Source organism: Corynebacterium yudongzhengii (assembly GCF_003065405.1).
GTDB classification, from domain to species: Bacteria; Actinomycetota; Actinomycetes; order Mycobacteriales; family Mycobacteriaceae; genus Corynebacterium; species Corynebacterium yudongzhengii.
The window spans coordinates 341056-360132 of sequence record NZ_CP026947.1 but is presented as its reverse complement, the minus strand read 5'-3'; the positions used below and the strand labels follow the sequence as shown (position 1 = coordinate 360132).

Annotated in this window: 12 protein-coding genes and 4 tRNA genes; 1 reads left to right on the top strand and 15 read right to left on the bottom strand. The window is 64.2% G+C overall.

What is annotated here, in order from left to right; all coding sequences use genetic code 11:
- Positions 1 to 15 precede the first annotated feature (15 nt).
- The 5 genes from C3B44_RS01660 to rplJ all read right to left on the bottom strand — a co-directional run bounded on the left by C3B44_RS01660 (position 16) and on the right by rplJ (position 10356).
- Positions 16 to 4029 (bottom strand): DNA-directed RNA polymerase subunit beta', encoded by a 4014-nt coding sequence (locus tag C3B44_RS01660; protein WP_108430824.1) that lies wholly within the window; start codon positions 4027 to 4029, stop codon positions 16 to 18.
- A gap of 117 nt (positions 4030 to 4146) precedes the next feature.
- A complete protein-coding gene (rpoB, locus tag C3B44_RS01655; protein ID WP_108430823.1) occupies positions 4147 to 7647 on the bottom strand; it encodes a DNA-directed RNA polymerase subunit beta in 3501 nt (1166 codons plus the stop codon).
- 310 nt (positions 7648 to 7957) lie between these two features.
- Entirely contained in the window at positions 7958 to 8962 is a 1005-nt protein-coding gene (gene pgfA, locus C3B44_RS01650; RefSeq protein ID WP_108430822.1) for a cell envelope lipid trafficking protein PgfA, read from the bottom strand.
- Positions 8963 to 9338: 376 nt separating this feature from the next.
- Positions 9339 to 9728, bottom strand: coding sequence for a 50S ribosomal protein L7/L12 (gene rplL / locus C3B44_RS01645; RefSeq protein WP_108430821.1), 390 nt, complete (start codon positions 9726 to 9728; stop codon positions 9339 to 9341).
- Positions 9729 to 9840: 112 nt separating this feature from the next.
- Positions 9841 to 10356: a 50S ribosomal protein L10 gene (gene rplJ / locus C3B44_RS01640; protein WP_108430820.1), complete on the bottom strand. Its 516-nt coding sequence runs from the start codon at positions 10354 to 10356 to the stop codon at positions 9841 to 9843.
- A 429-nt stretch (positions 10357 to 10785) separates the two neighbouring features.
- Here rplJ and C3B44_RS01635 point away from each other — a divergent pair, with 429 nt between their 5' ends.
- Positions 10786 to 12783: a PTS sugar transporter subunit IIABC gene (locus C3B44_RS01635; RefSeq protein WP_108430819.1), complete on the top strand. Its 1998-nt coding sequence runs from the start codon at positions 10786 to 10788 to the stop codon at positions 12781 to 12783.
- A gap of 16 nt (positions 12784 to 12799) precedes the next feature.
- Here the strand turns inward: C3B44_RS01635 and C3B44_RS01630 are convergent, their stop codons facing one another.
- The 10 genes from C3B44_RS01630 to C3B44_RS01585 all read right to left on the bottom strand — a co-directional run bounded on the left by C3B44_RS01630 (position 12800) and on the right by C3B44_RS01585 (position 18988).
- Positions 12800 to 14227, bottom strand: a complete 1428-nt coding sequence (locus C3B44_RS01630; RefSeq protein WP_108430818.1) for a phytoene desaturase family protein — start codon at positions 14225 to 14227, stop codon at positions 12800 to 12802.
- A gap of 65 nt (positions 14228 to 14292) precedes the next feature.
- Positions 14293 to 15009 (bottom strand): 50S ribosomal protein L1, encoded by a 717-nt coding sequence (gene rplA / locus C3B44_RS01625; RefSeq protein WP_108430817.1) that lies wholly within the window; start codon positions 15007 to 15009, stop codon positions 14293 to 14295.
- 88 nt (positions 15010 to 15097) lie between these two features.
- A complete protein-coding gene (rplK, locus tag C3B44_RS01620) occupies positions 15098 to 15523 on the bottom strand; it encodes a 50S ribosomal protein L11 (RefSeq protein WP_108430816.1) in 426 nt (141 codons plus the stop codon).
- A gap of 181 nt (positions 15524 to 15704) precedes the next feature.
- Positions 15705 to 16568 carry a transcription termination/antitermination protein NusG gene (gene nusG, locus C3B44_RS01615; protein WP_108430815.1) on the bottom strand — a complete coding sequence of 288 codons (864 nt, stop codon included), beginning with the start codon at positions 16566 to 16568 and terminating at the stop codon, positions 15705 to 15707.
- A 179-nt stretch (positions 16569 to 16747) separates the two neighbouring features.
- On the bottom strand, positions 16748 to 17071 hold the full coding sequence (gene secE / locus C3B44_RS01610; protein ID WP_108430814.1) for a preprotein translocase subunit SecE: 324 nt from the start codon (positions 17069 to 17071) through the stop codon (positions 16748 to 16750).
- A gap of 30 nt (positions 17072 to 17101) precedes the next feature.
- Positions 17102 to 17177: transfer RNA gene (locus tag C3B44_RS01605), tRNA-Trp, on the bottom strand.
- Positions 17178 to 17283: 106 nt separating this feature from the next.
- A tRNA-Met gene (locus C3B44_RS01600) sits at positions 17284 to 17357 on the bottom strand.
- Between the two features lie 48 nt (positions 17358 to 17405).
- Positions 17406 to 17478 (bottom strand) — tRNA-Thr (locus C3B44_RS01595).
- A 302-nt stretch (positions 17479 to 17780) separates the two neighbouring features.
- Positions 17781 to 17863, bottom strand: a tRNA-Tyr gene (locus tag C3B44_RS01590).
- A gap of 105 nt (positions 17864 to 17968) precedes the next feature.
- Entirely contained in the window at positions 17969 to 18988 is a 1020-nt protein-coding gene (locus C3B44_RS01585) for a polyprenyl synthetase family protein (protein WP_108432517.1), read from the bottom strand.
- Positions 18989 to 19077 lie beyond the last annotated feature (89 nt).

Sequence of the window (19077 nt, the reverse complement as noted above, 5' to 3'; positions counted from 1 at the left end):
CAGAATGCCAGTCTGTTAGACGTCGAAGCTTTCATCCAGCGGGACCGATGCGCCGGTGAACTCTCCGTATCCGCCGTCGTCGCCGTAGATCGAGTCGCCGTAGGTCGGGATCGAGTAGGCGGCGTTGCGGGCGGCCTCCGTCGGGTTGACGGTGATGTTGCGGTACTGCGGGATACCGGTACCAGCCGGGATCAGCTTACCGATGATCACGTTCTCCTTCAGACCCAGCAGAGCGTCGGAGCGCTTGTTGATCGCGGCGTCCGTCAGCACGCGGGTCGTCTCCTGGAAGGAGGCGGCCGACAGCCAGGACTCGGTCGCCAGCGAGGCCTTGGTAATACCCATGATCTCGCTGCGCAGCTCGGCGGGCTGGCCGCCCTCGGCGATCGCCGCCGAGTTAGCCTGCTTGGCCTCCGACAGGTCAACCAGCGTACCCGGAAGGTACGGGGTCGAACCGGAGTCGATAACGGTCGCACGACGCAGCATCTGGCGGATGATGATCTCGATGTGCTTGTCGTGGATGGCCACACCCTGGGTGCGGTAGACGGCCTGCACCTCGTCGATCAAGTGCTTCTCGACGCCGCGACGTCCCAGCACCTCGAGCACGTCGTGCGGGTCGGCCGCACCACGCAGCAGGCGTTCGCCGACCTCGACGTGGTCGCCGTCGGCCAGGGAGCGCTCGATCATGGCGTCCGGGTTGGACTCCATCGGGCGGCGCACCTGGGCCAGGCCCTGGCGCTTCGAGAGCTTCTCGTAGACGACGTCGTCGCCACCGTCGTCCGGGGTGATCCGGACGGTCCAGAAGTTGCCCTCGTCCTCGATGGAGACGGTGCCGGCGACAGAGGCGATCGGGGCGCGGTTCTTCGGCACGCGGGCCTCGAACAGCTCCTGCACACGCGGCAGACCACCGGTGATGTCGCCACCGACACCACCCTGGTGGAAGGTACGCATGGTCAGCTGGGTACCCGGCTCACCAATGGACTGGGCAGCGACGATGCCGACGGCCTCGCCGATGTCGACGAGCTTGCCGGAGGCCATGGACTTGCCGTAGCACTTCGAGCAGACACCGGTCGGGGTCTGGCAGGTCAAAACGGAGCGGACCTTGACCTCTTCGATGCCGCGGGAGACGAGGTCGTCGATAATTTCCTCGGTGAGGTCGGTTCCGGCCTCGTAGAGGACGTTGCCGTCTTCGTCCTTGATGTCGTTGGCAGCCACGCGGCCGGACAGCGAGGTCTCGACCAGGGAGTGGCGGGCGAAGGACTTCTTCTCGCCGCCGGGGACGGTGAGGGTCTCGGCGACCGAGACGCGCACGCCCTGGCGGGTGCCACAGTCAGCCTCGCGGACGATGACGTCCTGCGCGACGTCGACCAGACGACGGGTGAGGTAGCCCGAGTCGGCGGTACGCAGAGCGGTATCGGCCAGGCCCTTGCGGGAGCCGTGCGAGTTGTTGAAGTACTCCAGAACCGACAGGCCCTCGCGGAAGGAGGTCTTGATCGGGCGGGTGATGTAGTCACCCTTGGAGTTCACGACCATGCCCTTCATGCCGGCCAGGGTCCAGATCTGGCGCATGTTACCGGCGGCACCGGACTTCACGATCATCGGAATCGGGTTGTCGTCGGGGTAGATATCCTCGACGGCCTGACCCACCCTGTTCGTGGCGTCCTGCCACAGCTCGACCAAGCGGTCGTAGCGCTCGCGCTCGGTGAGCGCACCCATGGTCCAGTACTTGCGCTCGATGTTCTCGGCTTCCTTCTCATAAGACTCGAGGATCTCGTTCTTGTTCGGAAGCACGAGCACGTCGGACATGGTGATGGTGATACCGGAGCGGGTGGCCCAGTAGAAGCCGGCGTCCTTGAGCTTGTCGAGGACCTGCGCCACCGTGATCATCGGGTAGCGGTTGGTCAGCTCGGAGATGACGTCGCCCAGCAGCACCTTGTTATCGCCACCGCCCTTACGAACCATGACGCCCTCGAGGTACGGGAAGGACCACGGCAGCAGCTCGTTGAACATGATGCGGCCCAAGGTGGTCATGATGGTCCACGACTGGCCCTTCTCCCACCCGTCCGGGAACTGCTCGGCCTCGATATCGGCCGGCGGGCGCAGGTGGTCGATGCGCACCTGGATCGGGGCCTGCACGCCGAGCACACCGCGGTCGCGGGCCATGATCGCCTCCGCGTAGGAGGAGTACACGCCCTGCGCCAGCTGATCGCCCTCGGCCGGACGGTAGCCGCCCTGGCCGCCGATCTCGTCCTCGCGCTTGTCCATGGTGAGGAAGTACAGGCCGGTGACCATATCCAGACGCGGCATGGCCAGCGGCTTACCGGAGGCCGGCGACAGGATGTTGTTCGACGACAGCATGAGCACGCGGGCCTCCGCCTGCGCCTCGGCACTCAGCGGCAGGTGAACGGCCATCTGGTCGCCGTCGAAGTCGGCGTTGAAGGCCTCACAGGCCAGCGGGTGCAGCTGGATGGCCTTACCCTCGACCAGCTTCGGCTCGAACGCCTGGATGCCGAGGCGGTGCAGAGTCGGTGCGCGGTTGAGCAGCACTGGGTGCTCGGAAATGGCTTCCTCGAGCACGTCCCACACCTCGGAGCGCTGGCGCTCGACCATGCGCTTGGCGGACTTGATGTTCTGGGCGTAGTCGTTTTCGACCAGACGCTTCATAACGAAGGGCTTGAACAGCTCCAGCGCCATGAGCTTCGGCAGACCACACTCGTGCAGCTTCAGCTGCGGGCCGACGATAATGACGGAACGACCCGAGTAATCGACACGCTTACCCAGCAGGTTCTGGCGGAAGCGGCCCTGCTTGCCCTTGAGCAGGTCAGACAGGGACTTCAGCGGGCGGTTGCCCGGGCCGGTGACCGGGCGGCCGCGGCGGCCGTTGTCGAACAGGGCGTCCACGGACTCCTGCAACATGCGCTTCTCGTTGTTCACGATGATCTCGGGCGCGCCGAGCTCGATCATGCGCTTGAGGCGGTTGTTGCGGTTGATCACACGCCGGTACAGGTCGTTCAGGTCGCTGGTGGCGAAGCGGCCACCGTCGAGCTGCACCATCGGGCGCAGCTCCGGCGGGATGACCGGGATCGCATCCAGGATCATGGAGGCTGGGTCGTTGCCCGAACGCTGGAAGGCGGCGACGACCTTGAGGCGCTTGAGCGCGCGCATCTTCTTCTGGCCCTTGCCCTCGTTGATGATGGTCGAGAGCTCTTCCACCTCGGCGTCGATGTCGAAGTTGCGGATCAGGGTCTGGATGGCCTCAGCGCCCATGCCGCCGGTGAAGTAGTCCTCGTAGCGGTCGACGAGCTCGTCGTAAATCGTCTCGTCGATGATCATCTGCTTCGGGGCGAGCTTGATGAAGGTCTGCCAGATCTCGTCGAGACGGTCGATCTCGCGCTCCGCGCGCTCGCGGATGTGCTGCATCTCCTTGTCGGCGGCGTTCTGCACCTTGCGGCGCACGTCCGCCTTCGCACCCTCGGCCTCGAGCTCTGCGAGGTCCTGCTCCAGGGTGGCGGCGCGCTCGGCGATCTCGTTTTCGGCGTCGGTCTCGACGTCCTTCTTCTCGAGGAGCATCTCCGCCTCGAGAGTGGACTGATCGTTGTGCCGGGCCTCCTCATCCACGCTGGTGATGATGTTGGCCGCGAAGTAGATGATGCGCTCGAGGTCCTTCGGAGCGAGGTCGAGCAGGTAGCCCAGACGCGAAGGCACGCCCTTGAAGTACCAGATGTGCGTGACCGGGGCGGCCAGCTCGATGTGGCCCATGCGCTCACGGCGGACCTTGGACTTGGTCACCTCGACGCCACAGCGCTCACAGATGATGCCCTTGTAGCGCACGCGCTTATACTTGCCACAAGCACACTCCCAGTCGCGGGTGGGACCGAAAATACGCTCGCAGAACAGGCCGTCCTTCTCCGGCTTGAGCGTGCGGTAGTTGATGGTTTCCGGCTTCTTAACCTCGCCCTTGGACCAACGGCGGATGTCGTCGGCGGAGGCCAGGCCGATGCGGAGCTCGTCGAAGAGGTTTACGTCGAACACGTAACTCCCTTTCCCCCTCCGGTGCGGAAGGGATTGAATGGCTTATCAGTTCTAGCTAGTTGACTTGCTCGCCAGCGACGCCGCTTATCGACGCCGCCGGCGAACCTGGCACGTGCCTTAGGCGATGTCGCTGTCGGCGTCGGCGCGCTCGTCGCGGGACAGGTTGATGCCCAGGCTGGAGGCTGCCTCGTCGTCCTCGTCGGAGCCCGAGAGCTCCATCGGGGTGCCGTCGGTGGCGAGCACCTCGACGTTGAGGCACAGCGACTGCAGCTCCTTGAGCAACACCTTGAACGACTCCGGGATGCCCGGATCCGGGATGTTGTCCCCCTTGACGATCGCCTCGTAGACCTTCACGCGGCCCACCACGTCATCGGACTTGACGGTCAGGAGCTCCTGCAGGGTGTAGGCGGCGCCGTAGGCCTGCATGGCCCAGACCTCCATCTCACCGAAGCGCTGGCCACCGAACTGTGCCTTACCGCCCAGCGGCTGCTGGGTGATCATGGAGTACGGGCCGGTGGAACGGGCGTGGATCTTCTCGTCAATGAGGTGGTGCAGCTTGAGCATGTACATGTAGCCCACCGAAATCGGGTGTTCGAAGGGCTCGCCGGAGCGTCCGTCGAAAAGCTGCGACTTGCCGTGCTCGTCGACCAAGACGTCGCCGTCGCGGTTCGGCTTGGAGCTGGCGAGCAGCCGGTTGAGCTCCTCGTTGATCGCGCCGTCGAAGACCGGGGTGGCGGTCAGCGACTCCGGCGGGACGTCGTAGAGCTCCTTCGGCAGGGTCTTGAGCAGCTCGGCGTTCTTCGGGTCGTTTTGATCGATGGTCCAGCCGGCGTGCGCCAGCCAGCCCAGGTGCACCTCGAGCACCTGGCCGATGTTCATACGACGCGGCACACCGTGGGTGTTGAGGATGATGTCGACCGGGGTTCCGTCCGGCATGAACGGCATGTCCTCCGGCGGCAGGATCTTGCCGACGACACCCTTGTTGCCGTGGCGGCCGGCCATCTTGTCGCCGTCCTGGATCTTGCGCTTCTGGGCAACGTAGACGCGGATCATCTCGTTGACGCCCGGGGACAGATCGTCGTCGTCCTCCCGGGAGAAGCGGCGGACACCGATGACCTTGCCGGTCTCGCCGTGCGGCACCTTCAGGGAAGTATCGCGCACCTCGCGGGCCTTCTCACCGAAGATGGCGCGCAGCAGGCGCTCCTCCGGGGTCAGTTCGGTCTCACCCTTCGGGGTGACCTTGCCGACGAGGATATCACCCGCACGCACGTCCGCGCCGATGCGGATGATGCCGCGCTCGTCGAGATCACGCAGGACGTCGTCGGAGACGTTCGGGATCTCGCGGGTGATCTCCTCGGCGCCCAGCTTGGTGTCACGGGCGTCGATCTCGTGCTCCTCGATGTGGATCGAGGTGAGGATGTCCTCTTCGACCACGCGCTGGTTGAGGATGATCGCGTCCTCGTAGTTGTGGCCTTCCCAGGGCATGAACGCGACCAGGAGGTTACGGCCCAGCGCCAGCTCACCGTTCTTGGTGCCCGGGCCGTCGGCGATGACCTGGCCGGCCTCGACACGCTCACCGGCGCTGACCAAGGGGGTCTGGTTGTAGCAGGTGCCCTGGTTGGTGCGCTGGAACTTGCGGAGGATGTAGGAGTCGCGGATGCCGTCGTCATCCATGATGGTGATGACATCGGCGGTGACGTTCTCGACGACGCCAGCCTTCGGGGTGATCACGACGTCGCCAGCATCGTAGGCGGCGCGCTGCTCCATGCCGGTGCCGACGTATGCGGACTCGGTGCGCACCAGCGGCACGGCCTGCTTCTGCATGTTGGCGCCCATGAGGGCACGGTTGGCGTCGTCGTGCTCCAGGAACGGAATCATGGCGGTACCGACGGAGACCATCTGGCGCGGGGAGACGTCGATGTAGTCGACGTTCTTCGCCTCGGTGACGGCGATGTCGCCGTCCTTGATGCGCACCTCGATGCGCTCCTCGACGATGTTGCCGTCCGCATCCTGTTCGACGGAGGCCTGCGCGATGGTGTGGCGGTCTTCCTCGTCGGCGGTGAGGTACTCGACCTCGTCGGTGACGCGGCCGTCGATGACCTTGCGGTACGGGGTCTCGATGAAGCCGAAGGAGTTCACGCGAGCATAGGACGCGAGGGAGCCGATCAGACCGATGTTCGGTCCCTCCGGCGTCTCGACGGGGCACATGCGCCCGTAGTGCGACGGGTGGACGTCGCGGACCTCGATGCCGGCGCGCTCACGCGACAGGCCGCCCGGACCCAGGGCGGAGAGGCGACGCTTGTGGGTCAGCCCCGACAGCGTGTTGTTCTGATCCATGAACTGCGAGAGCTGCGAGGTGCCGAAGAACTCGCGGATCGCCGCGGAGACCGGGCGGACGTTGATCAGCGAGGTCGGGGTGATCGACTCGGCGTCCTGGGTGGTCATGCGCTCGCGGACGACGCGCTCCATGCGCGACAGGCCGACGCGGACCTGGTTCTGGATGAGCTCGCCGACGGTACGCAGACGACGGTTACCGAAGTGGTCGATGTCGTCGGTGTACAGCGGGATGGTCTCGCCGTTCGGGGCGGTCATCTCCCGCTCGCCGACGTGCAGGCGCACCAGGTACTCTATGGTGGTGGCGATATCCTCTTCGGTCAGCGTCATGAGACCGTCGTGGTCACCGCCCAGGCCGAGCTTGCGGTTGACCTTGTAGCGGCCGACCTTGGCAAGGTCGTAGCGCTTGGCACGGAAGAAGGCGTTCTCGATGAGCGACTGTGCGAGATCACGCGTCGGCTGCTCGCCCGGGCGCTGCTTGCGGTAGATCTCGAGCAGAGCCTCGTCGGTGTTGGAGACGCCGTCGGACTCCAGGGTCGACATCATGAGCTCGGAGAAGCCGAAGCGCTCCTTGATCTGCTCTTCGGTCCAGCCCAGCGCCTTCAGCAGCACGGTCACCGGCTGGCGACGCTTACGGTCGATGCGCACGCCGACGGTGTCCCGCTTATCGACGTCGAACTCCAGCCACGCACCGCGCGACGGAATCACCTTCACCGAGTGCAGCGGACGCTCGGTGGACTTGTCGATCGACTGATCGAAGTACACGCCTGGGGAACGCACCAGCTGGGAGACAACGACACGCTCGGTGCCGTTGACGATGAAGGTGCCCTTGTCGGTCATCAGCGGGAAGTCGCCGATGAACACCGTCTGAGACTTGATCTCCTGGGTGTCGTTGTTAATGAACTCCGCGGTGACATAGAGCTGGGCGGAGTAGTTGATGTCCTTGTCCTTGCACTCCTCGACAGAGTGCTTGACCGGCTCGAAGCGCGGCTCAGACAGAGACAAAGACATATTGCCCGAGTAATCCTGGATCGGGCTCAGCTCGTGGAGAATGTCCTCCAGTCCACTCGTGATCACGGCATCGTCACCGCGCTCCTCCTGCTGGCGGGCGCGCCACTCCGGTGCGCCGATCAGCCAGTCGAAGGAGTCGAGCTGTAGATCTAGTAGGCCCGGCACGGGCACGGGCTCGCTAATCTTCGCGAAAGAGTAACGAGTCGGCGCACCGGGGATGTCGGCCTCTGACATGGTCTGGCGGGAGACTGCCAAGATGGGTCCTTCCAGCACCTCACGCGGAATCGGTGGGCTCCTGCTCTGGCTTACAGAAGCTCCGAAACCGCTGGTAGTTGTAGCATTCGGTCTGCTGTGGAATAAACGGCTCTGGAATGCACAAAGTCACCTTGTCAAGTTCGGTTTCTTAAAACCGTTGACAAGGTTCTCGGGCACACCAGAGCAGAATTCCAGCGCAACGATGTAGCTTATACCAAGTCTAAGGCACTGTAAAGACGTCCGGCGCGGCGCGGAGGCTACACGCGCCTACTCGCTATGTCACCGCCGGACTCTACCACCGCCGGCCGAGACTTCCGCAACTTGTGCGCTATTTCCGCCGGGCATGTCGCCCGCGAATCCGGCGACGCTGGCGGGTCTTGCCGCGCTCGGCGCCGTTGCCGAGGAAGGCACCCAAAAGGCCAAGCACCGTGATCACGACGCCCACCGCGACCACCGACCAGCGGATCAGCTCGGCAGTGGTGGAGCCTGAGATGTCGTCGATCTCCGCCAAGGTGGCGTCGACTTGCGCGTCCTCCCGGCTGCCAGTGAACTGCAGGAAAGTCTCGCGCGCCTGCTCGTCGTTCTCCTGGCCGGGCACGGCGTAGAAGTCGTAGATCTCGGTCTCAATGTCAACGACGAGCCCGGTGATCTGGTCTACGTAGAAGTCGGTGGTGGCGGAGTGGTACAGCGCACCCTGCTGATCGCCGACCGGGGCGGTGTTGAGGAAGGACTCGTATAAGAAGGCGACGTTCGTCGGCTCGATCTCCTGGCGGTAATGGTAGATCGTGCGGCCATCAATCTCCTGGGAATCGATGAAGGTGGCCGGGCGGGATTCGCGCAGGGTGTCGTCGAAGACGTCGTAGGTGGTCTGCTCGGCGTCGGTGGGGAACTTCATCCACACGCCGTCAACCTCTACTTCTTCTGGCGGCATGCCAATGGTGTGGGTGAGGTTCGCCGGGGTGGTCGCCTCGCCGGTGACCCGGTCCATCTCATAGCCCCAGGTCGAGGCGGTGATCAGCCGGTCGCTCTCCTCCTGCAGGCTGTCCCGCATGAGCGTGGTGCCGACCCGCACGCTCGCCGTGTCAGCCGTCGCCGGCTCCCCGATCTGTAGGTGGAGCTGGCGGGTTACCGGCGTTTCCAAGACGCGGCCGTTGGGATCCGTCAACAGACGGGTGGCCGCACTGTCATCAGTGAGCGTCCACGTGGAGTTCTCGAGATCCAGCGGGAGGCGGCCATCCGAATCGATGAGTCGTGGCGCCATCAACCCGCCGACGATCAGGGCAATACCTAAACCGACGAGGAGGGCAGAGATGATGCGGGACTTCGGAAGCATGCCGGACAGTCTACCCGGGCACCCGCTACGCGAAGACTTCTGCTCCGGCGCGTTCGGTATTCGTGGGGTGTGATGAGTGTGGGTGAGTTTGTTCTCATGGGGCGCTAACGCTGGTCGAAAGGAGGGCCATATAAAGGACTACTCGTTTCGACCGCGCGAGACCCCTTTAGGGGAGACTCCTTTCGACCACGCGTACAAACGCGCACGAAAACGTTACCGCCCCATGAACCCAACGCCGTCCGCCTACCCCACCCCGCCTTCCCACGCACTCCCAAACCACCCACACATGAGAAAACCCCGCGCACGCATCTCAGCATGCACGGGGTAAGCAAAAGCGCCAAGCAGCGCGCCGCCCTAGTATCAGGCGGCTAGGCGACTACTTGAGCTCGACGGAAGCGCCAGCGTCCTCGAGCTTCTCCTTGGCAGCCTCGGCGTCTTCCTTGTTGGCGCCCTCGAGGACAGCCTTCGGAGCGGACTCGACCATCTCCTTGGCCTCCTTCAGGCCCAGGCCGGAGACGATCTCGCGGACAGCCTTGATGACGCCGATCTTCTTGCCGCCGACATCGGTGAGGACGACGTCGAACTCGTCCTTCTCCTCGGCAGCGGCAGCGCCGGCATCGCCAGCGGCCGGAGCAGCAGCGGCGGCGACCGGAGCGGCGGCCTCCACGTCGAAGACCTCCTCGAACTCCTTGACGAACTCAGAGAGCTCGATGAGGGTCATTTCCTTGAAAGCTTCGATGAGCTCGTCCTTGGAAAGCTTAGCCATGGTGGCATCCTTTCTTTTCGTGTGCCGGCCCCCACCAAGGGCGGCCGGGCAATGTCTGTGTGCTTCTTAAGTGTTTGCTCTGCGCACGGCGAGAGACCGCGGACGCAGAGTGTTAGGCGTCCTGCTTCTCCTGCAGTGCTGCAGCGAGTCGCGCCATCTTGGTCGCCGGAGCGTTGAATGCACCGGCAGCCTTCGCCAGATTGCCCTTCATAGCGCCGGCCAGCTTGGCGAGGGTGGTCTCGCGGTTGTCCAGCTCGGCAATGGCCCTGACCTGGTCAGCGGTCAGCGGACCGCCGTCCATGTAGCCGCCCTTAACCACGAGCGCTTCGTGGTCCTCGGCGAACTTCTTCATGACCTTGGCGGCGTCAACGGCCTCGCCCTTGATGAAGGCGACGGCGGTCGGGCCGGTCAGGTGCTCGTCAAGGCCCTCGATCCCCTGCTCTTGAGCGGCGATCTTCAGGAGGGTGTTCTTGGCGACGTGGTATTCGACATCGAATCCGAGCTCACCACGCAGCTCCTGGACCTGAGAAACGGTCAGGCCGCGGTACTCCGTAAGGAACAACGAGTCGGCCTCCTGGAACTTCTCCTTCAGGGCTGCGAGCTCCGCAACGTTCTTCGGGTTTGCCATCTACCAACGCCTCCTTTCCCTTGTGTCGTAGCTTGTGATCCGCCCGGGACACTTCCGCTTCTACGAAAAATGCCCCGTGCAGCAGGCACAGGGCTAAAAGTTCGCACACACCATTTCCGAAAGGAAAGGCTCGCGAACGGTAGCAAGTGTCTCCTGCGTAGGCCGGCTCCCTAAGCCTTGTGGGTCAAGGCTTAAGATGCGCTTTCAATCCCTTGATGGGATGACCGACGGTCTTCGGTGAAACTTGAGCTCGACCCCCGGCGCATACCGGGGCCCGTTCAAACTTCATTCATGAACCTTACCGACGCTTAGCCCACCCACCAAATCGCCACCGAGCAACAGGGGCCTTGTGTGTGATGATCGCTACTATATACTGCCACTATTACTGTCGACACACTCTTAGTTCTATTCCTCCGAAAGTGAGCCGCCATGCAGTATTCCCAGGCAGTCGCTCCGGTGTCGGGCCGGGTGATCCCGCTTGACGACGTCAACGACCAGGTCTTTTCCTCCCGCAAGATGGGAGACGGCTTCGCCATCGCCGACCCCACCAGCGGCGAGGTCGTCTCGCCGGTCGACGGCAAGGTCCTCATGACCGCCAAGACCGGCCATGCCGTCGGCGTCGCAGGTGGCGACGGGCTGCAGTACCTCGTCCACCTGGGCATCGACACCGTCGAGCTCGAGGGCAAGCCCTTCGACATCCACGTCTCCAAGGGAGACACCGTCTCCGCGGGCGAGAAGATCGCGACGATGGATCTCAACGCCATCAAGGAGGCCGAGAAGGATCCGACGGCCGTCGTCATCATCACCAACTCCAAGAAGAAGCTCTCGGAGGTCATCGTGGCCACCGGTGATGCGCAGGCGGGGGATCTGGTGGCGGAGCCCGTCGCCAAGCGAGAAGAACAGGACACCGCGAAACCGGCCGCCGCCTCGGAGGAACGCCCCGCCGATCTCAGCGGCTTTGATGCGACCGCCTGGGAAATCATCAAGGGCATCGGCGGCGCGGAAAACGTCCGCTCCGTCACGCACTGCATCACGCGCGTGCGTTTTTCCCTCAAGGATGAAGACCGCGCCGACGACAGCCACTTCGAGGATCTCGACGGCGTGATCGACGTCGTGCGCGCCGGCGGCCAGTACCAGGTTGTTATTGGCCCGGACGTGGAGGACGTGTACGAGGCCGTCGAGAAGCAACTCGGCAATACCGGCGAGGCGAGCGACACCGAGGAGAAGAAGGAGCGCCCCACCACCGCGTGGGGATGGTTCAAGTACGGGTTCTCCGAGCTCATCGGCGTGATCACCGGCTCGATGATCCCGGTCATCGGCCTGCTGGCCGCCTCCGGCATCATCAAGGGAATCCTCTCGCTGCTGCTGACCTTCGACGTCATCACGGAGGAGACCCACACCTACGCCATCATCAACGCGATGAGTGACGCCGTGTTCTTCTTCCTGCCGATCTTCGTCGGCTTCACTGCGGCGCGCAGACTCGGGGCCGATCCGGTCATCGTCGCGATTATCGGCGGCGTGCTCACCTATCCGAGCATGCTCGAAATCGCCGAATCCGAAGGCGAGAACGCCATCTTGGGCATGCAGCTCAACGCCGACTTCTTCGGCCTGCCCTTCCACATGGCGAACTACACCTACTCGATCTTCCCGATCATCGTCGCCGCGTGGGCCGCCTCCGTCATCGAGCCGTGGCTGAAGAAGATCATCCCGAACATCGTGCGCATGATCTTCGTCCCGCTGTTCGAGGTCGTGATCGTCTCGCTGATCATTCTGCTGCTGCTCGGGCCTATCGTCACGTTCATCTCGACCGGCATCGCCAACATCATCCAGGGCATCTACGACCTCTCCCCGACCATCTCCGGGCTGGTCATCGGCGGCTTCTACCAGGGACTTGTGATCTTCGGGCTGCACTGGGCCGTAATCCCGCTGGTCGCCCAGGACATCGCGGCGACGGGGCACTCCTACCTGAATGCCATCATCTCCGCGACCATGGTCGCCCAGGGTGGCGCGGTTTTGGCGGTGTTCGTGAAGACGAAGATCGACAAGCTCAAGGGCCTGTCGGGCCCGGCCGCGATCTCCGCGTTCTGCGGCATCACCGAGCCCGCCATGTACGGCGTCAACCTCAAGTACGGCCGCGTGTTCATCATGGCGTCTATCGGCGGTGCCGCTGGCGGCCTGCTCACCGGCCTGCTCAATGTCAACATGTGGGGATTCACCGGCTCGCTCATCGGCTTCTCCTCCTTTGTGAACCCCGAGGGCCTCGACTCCAGCTTCTGGGGCTACCTCATCGCCTCCGGCACGTCGATCGTCGTCGCCTTCGTGCTGACCTACTTGTTCGGATTCAAAGACTCCGACGCCGATCCCGACAAGGCCCGCGAGGTCAAGAAGGTCCGCCTCGGCAACCGGGAGCCGGCGGGCACGAAGTAGGTTTCCGGGCGTGCCGTTAACGAACCGCCTTCAGCGCCTCCGCAGCCGCCCACGCCCCACACATGCCGTGGACTCCCGCTCCGGGCGGCGTCGCCCCGCTGGCCAGGTACCAGCCGTTGCCCAGCCGGTGCGGGTGCATGCTCCACCGGGGGCGCATGAGCGCGCCGAGCCCGCCCATCGCGCCGCCGGCGATGTCGCCGCCGATAAGATTCGGATTCCAGGCCTCCAGCTGGGCAGGCGAGGTCTCATGACGAGCCTGAATCGTGTCCCGAAAACCAGGGGCGAAACGCTCGATCTGGCGCACGATGAGCTCGGCCACCTCGCCCGGTCGCTTCTCGACGTACCCCCGCGGCACATGCGCATACGTCCACAAAACTGGCTGGTCGCCACGGGTTTTATCGGCCGCGTGTGGCTGGCAGACCATGCAGAAGGGCCGCTCGGGAAACCTACCGGCGCGCACGGCGCGTTCGGCCGCATCGATCTCCTCCGCACGCCCGCCCACGTGCACGGTTCCCGCCGCGCGCACGCGCGGATCATGCCAAGGCACGGGCTCGGAGAGCAAAAAGTCGACCTTGAACACGCCGGCCCCGTAGCGCCACGAGCTCAGCGCGCGGCGCACGCGCTGCGGGAGCTCCAGACCGCGCAGACGCATGAGTGCTGCGGGCACAAGGTTGGCGATCACCGCATCAGCCTCCGGCAGATCCCGCACGTCACGGATTTCCACCCCGGTGTGCACGCGCACGCCGTGGTGGACGGAGGCGGCGGTGAGAGCGTCGGCAAGCGATTGGGCGCCGCCTGCGACCATCGGCCAGCCGCGGCTCATGCCGAGCGCCCCGAAGACTAGCCCGAAAGCGCCGGTTAAAGGTGCCGACGGCGGCGTGATCGCGTGCACCGCGCTCCCCGCAAGCAGGGCACGGGCGCGTTCACCGCGCAGCGCCGCTCGCCCCAGCCAGGTGGCAGGCCAGAGCCCCCGGGCACCGAAGACGGCCATCTGCAGCGGGTGCGGCGGCCAGCGCAGCACGGGGCCGAGGAAGTTGTCGAGGTGCTCATCGATGTGGGCCACGAGATCGGCGTGCAGTGCCCGCCAACGCGCGGCATCCGGGCCGAGGTCGGCGGCGGTGGCGGTGAGGTCGTCGTGAAGCAACGCGGCCGGAGCGTTGGGCAGCGGGTGCGCCATGGGGATGTCGGGGTGGCGCCAGCGCAGTCCGAAATTTTCTAACTGCAGGTCGCGGAATGCGGGGCTCGCGATGCCGAAGGGGAAGGCGGCGGCGCCGGCGTCGACAAGCGTGTGCTTACCGAAGGGGTGATGTGAGCGCAGCGCGCCGCCGGGGGTGTCGCCGCGTTCGAAGACGTCGACCTGCCAGCCCTCGCGAGCGAGCAGCGCCGCGGCGGTTAGTCCGTTGGGGCCGGCGCCGATGATGCAGGCGCGGGGTGCATCGCTCATGACGCCTACTGTAGGCATGCAAAAACCCCACCGCCTGATGGCAAGTGGGGTTTGGAGCCGAGCGTTTAAGCCTCGGCGGCGTCGGTGAAGTTCTTCACCACGTTGGTGTCCACCGGAACGCCCGGGCCAGTGGTCGAAGAGATCGTGATCTTCTTGAGGTAGATGCCCTTCGAGGAGGACGGCTTGAGGCGGAGGACCTCGTCGAGAAGAGCGCCGTAGTTCTCGGCGAGCTTCTCAGCGTCGAAGGAGGCCTTGCCGATCAGGGCGTGCAGGTTGGCAGCCTTGTCGACGCGGAAGGCGATCTTGCCGCCCTTGACCTCGGAGACAGCCTTGGCAACATCGCCGGTGACGGTGCCGGACTTCGGGTTCGGCATCAGACCACGCGGGCCGAGGACGCGGGCCACGCGGCCGACCTTGGCCATCTGGTCCGGGGTGGCGATGGCGACGTCGAACTCGATGTTGCCGTTGTTGATCTCCTCAACCAGCTTCTCGGTGCCGACGATGTCGGCGCCCGCGTTCTCAGCCTCGGTGGCCTTGTCGCCCTCAGCGAAGACGGCGACGCGGACGGTCTTACCGGTGCCGTTCGGCAGGGAGACGGTGCCGCGGACCAGCTGGTCGGCCTTACGCGGGTCGACGCCGAGGCGGATAGCGACATCCACGGTGGCGTCGAAGTTCTTGGACGAGGTGGCCTGGGCCAGCTTGACGGCCTCGAGCGGGTGGTAGGTCTTCGAGGAGTCGACCTTGGCGGCGGCCTCCTGGTAAGCCTTGGACTTCTTGCTCATTGTGACAATCCTTTGTACGTGATTGGTGTGGTCGTGCGGGCCGGAGCGGGCCCTACCACGAGTTCGAAACGCGCGGACTAGTTCACGACTAGTTCTCGACGGTGATGCCCATCGAACGCGCGGTGCCGGCGATGATCTTGGCGGCGGCCTCGATGTCGCGGGCGTTCAGGTCGTTCTTCTTGGTCTCAGCGATTTCCTTGCACTGATCCCAGGTGACGGAGCCGACCTTGTCGGTGTGCGGGACGCCGGAGCCCTTGTTGATGCCCGCGGCCTTGAGCAGCAGCTTGGCTGCCGGCGGGGACTTCAGCTTGAAGTCGAAGGAACGGTCCTCGTAGACCGTGATCTCGACCGGGACGACGTTGCCGCGCTGGTTCTCGGTGGCGGCGTTGTACGCCTTGCAGAACTCCATGATGTTGACACCATGGGCACCGAGTGCCGGGCCGACCGGCGGAGCCGGGTTGGCCTGGCCTGCTTCAATCTGCAGCTTGATGAAGCCGCTGACCTTCTTGGCCATCGAATTACCTCTTTCCTTGGTACCGGGCGAGCACCCCTTCGATGTGAAAGGCACTTACCCGTCCGGATGCCCGCATTCGCGGGCCACCGGGGAGAATGTCTGGACTGTGCGAGCCCCAAGGGTACCCGGGCGCCTGCCACCAGCCCAAATCGTTCGGCTTTCGCGGGCGCCCGCGTGTGGGCTAGTTGATCTTCTCGATCTGGTCCGGAGTGAGTTCGACCGGGGTCTCGCGGCCGAAGATGGACACCAGCGCCTGGATCTTGCCGGTCTCCGGGTCAATCTCAGAGATCGACGCCGACACACTCGCCAGCGCACCGGAGAGGATGGTGACGGCGTCGCCGACCTCGAAGTCGTGGGCGTACTTCGGCTTCTCCTGCTCCTCCGGCATAGCGACGACGGTGCTGCCCTCGGCGTCGGTGGCCTCCGCCTTGCCCTCCTCGGTGGGGGCGGCCTTGGGTATGAGGAACTTGGCGACATCGCGGTGGCGCACCACCGTCGCGTTGCCCTCGTTGCCCACGAAGCTGGTCACGCCGGGGGTTTCGCGGACGACGGACCACGCGGCGTCGTTAAGATCCATGCGCACGAGCACGTAGCCCGGCAGCAGCTTACGCTTCACGATCTTCTTCTTGCCATCCTTGAGCTCCACCACCTGCTCGATGGGGACGACGACCTCGTGGATGTACTCCTCGACCTCCAGGGTCTGGGCACGCATCTCCAGGTTGGTCTTCACCTTGTTCTCGTAGGACGAGTAGGTCTGGATGATGTACCACTTGCCCGGCTGCTTCTTCAGCTCGCGGGTGAACTCGCGCAGACGGCGGCGGTAGTCGGCCTCGGCGTCCGCTTCCGCATCGTCGGCGGTCTCCGTCTGCTCGGAGGTATCACCCAAGGCGGCGGCCGCATTGGCGACGGCCTCGCCCTCGTGCTCAGCGGCCGGGGCCTGGGCCTCGGCCTGGTCCTGGTCGTTTTCGACGATGTCGCGGTCGGCGTCCTGCACCGGCTGCGTCTCGTCGGCCTCGGGGGCCGGAGTCTGGTTCTCGTCGCTCATAACAGTCAATCCCACTTTTCTTACTCGGGGCAGCGGCCAGGGGTTCGGATAAACGCCCCGGCCAATAAATGATCCCGCCGACCCAGGGGGTCCGACGGGATGTTCCTTCTGTGGGATCTGATTCTACTACTGCGCTCGGCCGGCTTCAAATACCTTCACATCTCGGCGCGTGGCGCGCTTTAGGTGAGGACTGCGTCGACTCCCAGCGTCACCAGCTGATCGACGCCCCACACCAGCGCCGTCAAGAAGATCAGGAAGGCGAACACCACCAGGGTGTAGGTGACCATCTCGCGGCCGGTGGGCCAGACGACCTTGCGAACCTCCTGGACAACCTCCGGGAGGAAGGAGACGACACCGCCGCCCGGGCCTTCAGAGGAATCCTCTTCGCGACGCTGCTGCGCCCGCTTCGCCTCCACCGAGGCGGTCGAGATGGTGCTCGCACCAGAGAGCTGGCGTTTACCAGTCGGGCGGGCCGAGTCCGGCTTCTGCGTTCCGTCTGTCACAGCTCTCCTCGAAAAGGTGTTGAAGTAGTTTGGCAGGGGCGACAGGACTCGAACCTGCAACCTACGGTTTTGGAGACCGTTGCGCTACCAATTGCGCCACGCCCCTAGGTCGTACCGCGTTTAAGCGATACGAGCAACCCTACCAGAGCCCCTCAACGGAGCTTTTCATAGGAGTCGGAGTCCCCGAGGCCATTGCCCTGAAGGAATCCCGGTAGCGGTGGAGAGACTCGAACTCTCGACCTCACGATTATGAGTCGTGCGCTCTCACCAGCTGAGCTACACCGCCCTATAGATTTTTTACGTCAGCCCCACCGAAGGGGGTGGAAACTAACAGAGCCCCCTAGCAGAATCGAACTGCTGACCTTCTCCTTACCATGGAGACGCTCTACCGACTGAGCTAAGGGGGCACAGCTTCGGTGTTTCGCGTCAGAGTTTCTCTCTGACCCGCTCCGTTGAAGCCTTGGAAAGATTAACCCGCCTCCAATCAACAACACAAATCAGCTGGTTAGCGCGGGTATTTTTATCACTTAGCGCGTGTCTTTGATTGCTTATCGACGTCCCAGGCTTCCCCGGGCTGAACACTTCGGGGTGCTTGAGGCCGAAACGGGGCCAGGATTTGAGTAACTACCGACGATCCACACGCCCCACCCCGAAAACAAAAAGAACCCTGCTCCGATCGAAACCGATCGAGGCGGGTTCTCAGTGAGTGTGCCAGGTAGAAGATTCGAACTTCTGAAGGCATACGCCGGCGGATTTACAGTCCGCTTCCTTTGGCCGCTCGGACAACCTGGCTTTCACTCCACAGCGGAATTTCTTCCGTGCGGTGCGGTTAGCTACCTTACTACGCCGAAGCCTATCGAGTGCAAATCAGCAGCTCAGCAATGCAATCCACAACGTTTAGCCGACACGCGAGACCGTGTAGCACGACAGCTGGCGCAACGCTTGGGTGGCGGGGATGTCGGGAAGACGGTCGAGCTGTTCTTCAGCCAAGGCCAGCTGGTCCTCGACCACGGCGAGCGCTTTCTGCCGCCCCGTGGAGCGCGCCAGGAGGGAGAGGGCGTGGTGGACGGAGGTGTCGTCGTTAAGTGGGCCGGTGAGCAGTTCCCGCAGTTGGGCGCCTTCCGGGGTGTCTTCTTCCATGGCCAAGAGGACTGGCAGGGTGAACACGCCTTCGCGCAGGTCGGTGCCCGGGGTCTTGCCGGATTCTTCGGGGTCGGAGAAGATGTCGATCATGTCGTCGACGATCTGGAAGATGATCCCGATATGCCCACCCAACCGGTACAGGGCGTCGACATGTTCCTCGCTCGCCCCCGCATGCAAGCCGCCTAAGTAGCCGGCCGAGGCGATGAGCACGCCGGTCTTTTCCCGGATGACGTCCATGTAGTGATCCACCGGATCGATACCCTGAGCAGGCCCGACGGTCTCGCGCATCTGGCCGGTGACCAGTTCTTCGAAGGTCTGGGAGAAGTGCGCGACGGTGGCTGTGTCCAGCTCACTCATCAGCCGCGAGGCGTGCGCCAGCAGGATGTCGCCGGCGAGGATCGCCACCGAGTTGGACCAGCGGTGGTTCGCGGAGTCCACCCCACGGCGCCGCTCGGCCTCGTCCATGACGTCGTCGTGGTACAGGGTGGAGAGGTGCACCATCTCCACGATGCAGGCGGCCTGCACGACCTTCTCGCTGCCCGGGCGCGGACCGAATTCCGAAGCCAGCAACGCCATCATGGGGCGGAAACGCTTCCCGCCGGCTTCGGCGAGGTGGGTGACCTTGTCCTGGATGAAGCCTTCGCCGCGGTTGAGCTCGCTGTGCAGGAGCTTTTCGACGTCGGCCATCCCCTCGGCAATCCGGGCGTTGAGGTCGGCGTCACCGAGATCCACAGCCCCGGCGTGGGGTTGCGGATTGGTCTGGCCGTTTGTCATGGTGGGCATACCTCGAGTGATTTCGACTAGCGGCGGCCCTGAACCCGGGCACGCCGAACGAGACAGTGCAAAGTTCATCTTCACCGTAG

What these genes read in the sequence shown, in the direction of transcription:
- pgfA (WP_108430822.1), bottom strand. Translation starts at nt 8,962, where the DNA reads ATGCTTCCGAAGTCCCGCATCATCTCTGCCCTCCTCGTCGGTTTAGGT.
- rplL (WP_108430821.1), bottom strand. Translation starts at nt 9,728, where the DNA reads ATGGCTAAGCTTTCCAAGGACGAGCTCATCGAAGCTTTCAAGGAAATG.
- rplJ (WP_108430820.1), bottom strand. Translation starts at nt 10,356, where the DNA reads ATGGCAAACCCGAAGAACGTTGCGGAGCTCGCAGCCCTGAAGGAGAAG.
- C3B44_RS01635 (WP_108430819.1), top strand. Translation starts at nt 10,786, where the DNA reads ATGCAGTATTCCCAGGCAGTCGCTCCGGTGTCGGGCCGGGTGATCCCG.
- C3B44_RS01630 (WP_108430818.1), bottom strand. Translation starts at nt 14,227, where the DNA reads ATGAGCGATGCACCCCGCGCCTGCATCATCGGCGCCGGCCCCAACGGA.
- rplA (WP_108430817.1), bottom strand. Translation starts at nt 15,009, where the DNA reads ATGAGCAAGAAGTCCAAGGCTTACCAGGAGGCCGCCGCCAAGGTCGAC.
- rplK (WP_108430816.1), bottom strand. Translation starts at nt 15,523, where the DNA reads ATGGCCAAGAAGGTCAGCGGCTTCATCAAGCTGCAGATTGAAGCAGGC.
- nusG (WP_108430815.1), bottom strand. Translation starts at nt 16,568, where the DNA reads ATGAGCGACGAGAACCAGACTCCGGCCCCCGAGGCCGACGAGACGCAG.
- C3B44_RS01585 (WP_108432517.1), bottom strand. Translation starts at nt 18,988, where the DNA reads ATGACAAACGGCCAGACCAATCCGCAACCCCACGCCGGGGCTGTGGAT.